The organism is Glaciecola sp. HTCC2999, from assembly GCF_000155775.1.
Lineage (GTDB): Bacteria > Pseudomonadota > Gammaproteobacteria > Enterobacterales > Alteromonadaceae > Opacimonas.
The window spans coordinates 67,720-71,506 of sequence record NZ_DS989812.1 but is presented as its reverse complement, the minus strand read 5'-3'; the positions used below and the strand labels follow the sequence as shown (position 1 = coordinate 71,506).

Below are 3,787 nucleotides of genomic sequence, written 5' to 3'. Positions count from 1 at the left end.
AAAATACCTTCACAGACAGGTTATCAACAGAAAAAGAATATGTGTAATAAATTTCTTACACAATTAATCCTTAATCTTACAATATGTAAAATTTTTTTGCTTTAATTTAGTTTAATAATTTAACAATTTTTAACATTGATTTTTGCCAATTTATAATTTTGAAATGTGACAAGGATATTGATGTTTTTAACGTCGAATTTTTGGGGCGATTTGTTGAAGATTTGTAATCAATACTTTTTATCGGCACCACTGATGGAACTGACTTAATTGCACCCTCTATATGGGCCGTTCTAAAAATTGCTTCAGCAAACTGCGCCCAACTAACAAAAGGAGTACCTGAAAAGTGTAAGATACCTGTAAAGCGATCTGAATTTTGCGCAATATTTACACAAATCATAGCAATATCATTTGCTGCTGTTGGCCCACCTAGTTGATCATTAATAATCTCTAAATGTGTATTATTCTCTGCTAAACGCAGCATAGTCTTTACAAAATTATTGCCATATTGACCAAATACCCAGGAAACTCTTAAGATCGTATATCGGGATAATAGATGAATAATTTTCTGTTCGCCAGCGAGTTTTGATTGGCCATAAACATTAATTGGGTTAGGAATATCATTCGATTCATAAGGCAATGACTTGGTACCATCAAATACATAATCTGTCGATAAATGAATAAGATGCACATCATATTTTACACAGGCAATAGCGAGATTTTCACAACCAGTTTCATTAATCAAAAAAGCGCGCTCAGGCTCTTTTTCAGCCAAATCGACTGCTGTATAAGCAGCACAATTAATTACAATATCAGGACGGTGATGTTCGAACAACTGTTCAGTTAAACGCTTATCCGTGATATCCAACGTGTCTTTACCGCATAAAATAAGTTCTATATTTTGGTCTAAATTTAACTGACTAAACTCACTGCCGACTTGACCATTTGCACCCGCAATCAATATCTTCATTTTAAGGTCTTTATAACGATGCCTGATAAGCATCTAAAGTCATATTAACTGTATCTTTAGGTGACAATGTTGGGTGGATGATAGGCCAAGCAATATCAATTTGAGGATCATTCCATAAAATACCTGCTTCATCATCTGGACGATAATAGTCGGTACATTTGTACATGAAATCAGCAGTATCACTTAGCACACAAAACCCATGAGCGTAACCAGGAGGAATGTACACCTGGCGATGGTTCTCTCCGGATATTTCAATTGAAACATGTTGAGTAAATGTGGCAGAACCAGGGTCAATATCCACAATCACATCAAATACAGAACCGTGTGTACATGACACTAATTTACCTTGCGGATATTGTTGTTGGAAGTGCAAACCACGCAGCACCCCATAGCTAGAGCGGGAATAATTATCTTGGACAAAATCTTGGGAGATCCCCAGCTCACGATAGCGTTGTGCTTGAAACGTTTCTTTAAAAAAACCCCTGTCATCACCAAATATGGCTGGTTCAATAATTAACACACCAGGTAATGCTGTTTCGATAACATTCATGCTAATTCTCTATTAATTTTTGTAAATACTGACCATATGATGAGTGCCGATATTGTGCAACTTTGGCAGCAATGGTTGAGATATCTATCCAGCCTTGTTGCAGTGCAATCTCTTCTAAACAAGCCACTTTTAAACCCTGTCGTGCTTCTATAGTGCTCACAAACTGACCCGCTTCCATCAACGATTCAGGTGTACCAGTATCGAGCCAAGCAAAGCCACGACCTAACGTCTGCACCTGTAATTTTCCTTGCTCAAGATAGGTTTGGTTTATATCGGTGATCTCCAATTCTCCTCTTGCTGACGGTACTAATGACTTAGCTATTTGCACAACGTTATTGGGATAAAAATATAAACCCGTCACGGCAAATGAAGACTTGGGCTGTAAGGGTTTTTCTTGAATAGACAACGCTGTACCATTGGTATCAAACTCTACTACGCCAAAACGCTGTGGATCATTTACATGATAAGCAAAAATAGTACTGTTATTAGGATGCTGCTGAGCTTGCTGTAACAAAGCTGAAAACCCATAACCATAGAAAATATTATCCCCTAATATCAGCGCAACTTCATCGTTCCCGATAAATTCTTCACCGAGTATAAACGCTTGGGCAATCCCTTCAGGCTCAGCTTGGACACAATAACTGATATGAATACCAATTGATGAGCCATCACCTAGAAGCTGCTGAAAATGAGCATTATCAGCAGGCGTCGTGATAATCAAAATATCTTGGATACCCGCTAACATGAGTACCGATAATGGATAATAGATCATCGGTTTGTCGTATACCGGTAATAACTGTTTTGAGCAGCCCTGAGTAATGGGCCATAACCGGCTACCGCTACCCCCAGCTAAAATAATACCTTTCATACACTCGACCTGTTAGTGTTAGTGTTAGTGAGAAGAATAAAGCCTATCGACTGCAGCGCTCTTTCGTTGGGCTGCAGCGATGCACCATGCACGATGGTCAATCACCCACTTTATGGTTTTCTGCAGTCCTTGCTCAAGAGTATGACGAGGCTTCCAGCCAAGCTCCTTATGTATTTTTGATGCATCAATAGCATAGCGACGATCATGGCCTAAACGGTCATCCACATGGCGGATCAACGTCTTATATGATGTCGACTGCGGCACCAACTTATCCAAAGTGTCACATAAAATATGCACTAACTGAAGGTTTTCAACTTCATTATGTCCACCGATGTTATAGGTTTCACCGATGTGACCTTGTTGTAGCACTAAATACAACGCTTCAACATGGTCCTCGACATATAGCCAATCCCTTATCTGTGTGCCTTTGCCATAGATAGGAATCGTTTTTTGTTCAAGTGCATTAAGGATCGTTAAGGGAATTAATTTTTCTGGAAAATGATACGGACCATAATTATTTGAACAATTTGTCATCAAAATCGGCAGACCATAAGTTCGACACCAAGCATTGACCAAATGATCACTGGCTGCTTTTGACGCAGCATACGGACTACTTGGCGCATATGGAGTAGTTTCTGAAAACAATTGACCAGTAAAATCTGCATCATTCGGGTGCGGCAAGTCACCATAAACCTCGTCCGTCGAAATATGTTGAAAACGAAATCGGGATTGTTTATCGGCAGGTAACTGCGCCCAATACCGTCTAGCAACATCAAGTAAGTTAAAGGTACCTACGATATTCGTTTGGATAAACTCATCTGCGGCTAATATAGAACGGTCGACATGACTCTCTGCCGCTAAATGCATCACAGCATCGGGTTGGAAAGTTGCAAACGTTTGCTTAAGCGCTTGACTATCTACAATATCAATTTGTACAAATCGATAGCGAGGATCATCACTGACATCACTTAATGAAGTCAGATTACCGGCATAGGTAAGTTTATCCACATTCAATACCTCATGAGAGGTATGTTGGATAAGATAACGAATGAGCGCTGAGCCAATAAAACCCGCGCCGCCTGTCACTAATATTTTCATTTCTTAAGTATAGCGGAACTTACCTTAGCTTGAACACTGATTTCGATACGACGATTAATTTTATGCGCCGCTTCAGCGTATCCAGTATCCAGTATCCAGTATCCAGTATCCAGTATCCAGTATCCAGTATCCAGTATCCAGTATCCAGTATCCAGTATCCAATAATTTTGATTCACATAAGACGAGAAGCAAAATATTTTCTTCCGGTAGGCAATAATCCTTAACCAGATTTGAGCCAATGCATCAACTCTATGTGTCATAGGTGTCGCTTGACCTATCTCACCACTGAAAAACCAGCCTAGGT

General features: G+C 39.5%; 4 protein-coding genes. All 4 read right to left on the bottom strand.

The genetic code is table 11. The features are described from left to right. Window positions 1-106: 106 nt before the first annotated feature. Genes rfbD through rfbB form a run of 4 tightly spaced genes read right to left on the bottom strand, consistent with a single transcriptional unit; the run spans window position 107 to window position 3,483 of the window. Window positions 107-967: a dTDP-4-dehydrorhamnose reductase gene (gene rfbD, locus G2999_RS06760; RefSeq protein ID WP_010180035.1), complete on the bottom strand. Its 861-nt coding sequence runs from the start codon at window positions 965-967 to the stop codon at window positions 107-109. A gap of 10 nt (window positions 968-977) precedes the next feature. Beyond that, window positions 978-1,517, bottom strand: coding sequence for a dTDP-4-dehydrorhamnose 3,5-epimerase (rfbC, locus tag G2999_RS06755; RefSeq protein ID WP_010180034.1), 540 nt, complete (start codon window positions 1,515-1,517; stop codon window positions 978-980). Window position 1,518: 1 nt separating this feature from the next. Then, a complete protein-coding gene (rfbA, locus tag G2999_RS06750) occupies window positions 1,519-2,385 on the bottom strand; it encodes a glucose-1-phosphate thymidylyltransferase RfbA (RefSeq protein ID WP_010180032.1) in 867 nt (288 codons plus the stop codon). Between the two features lie 24 nt (window positions 2,386-2,409). Beyond that, entirely contained in the window at window positions 2,410-3,483 is a 1,074-nt protein-coding gene (rfbB, locus tag G2999_RS06745; protein WP_010180030.1) for a dTDP-glucose 4,6-dehydratase, read from the bottom strand. Between the last annotated feature and the right edge of the window lie 304 nt (window positions 3,484-3,787).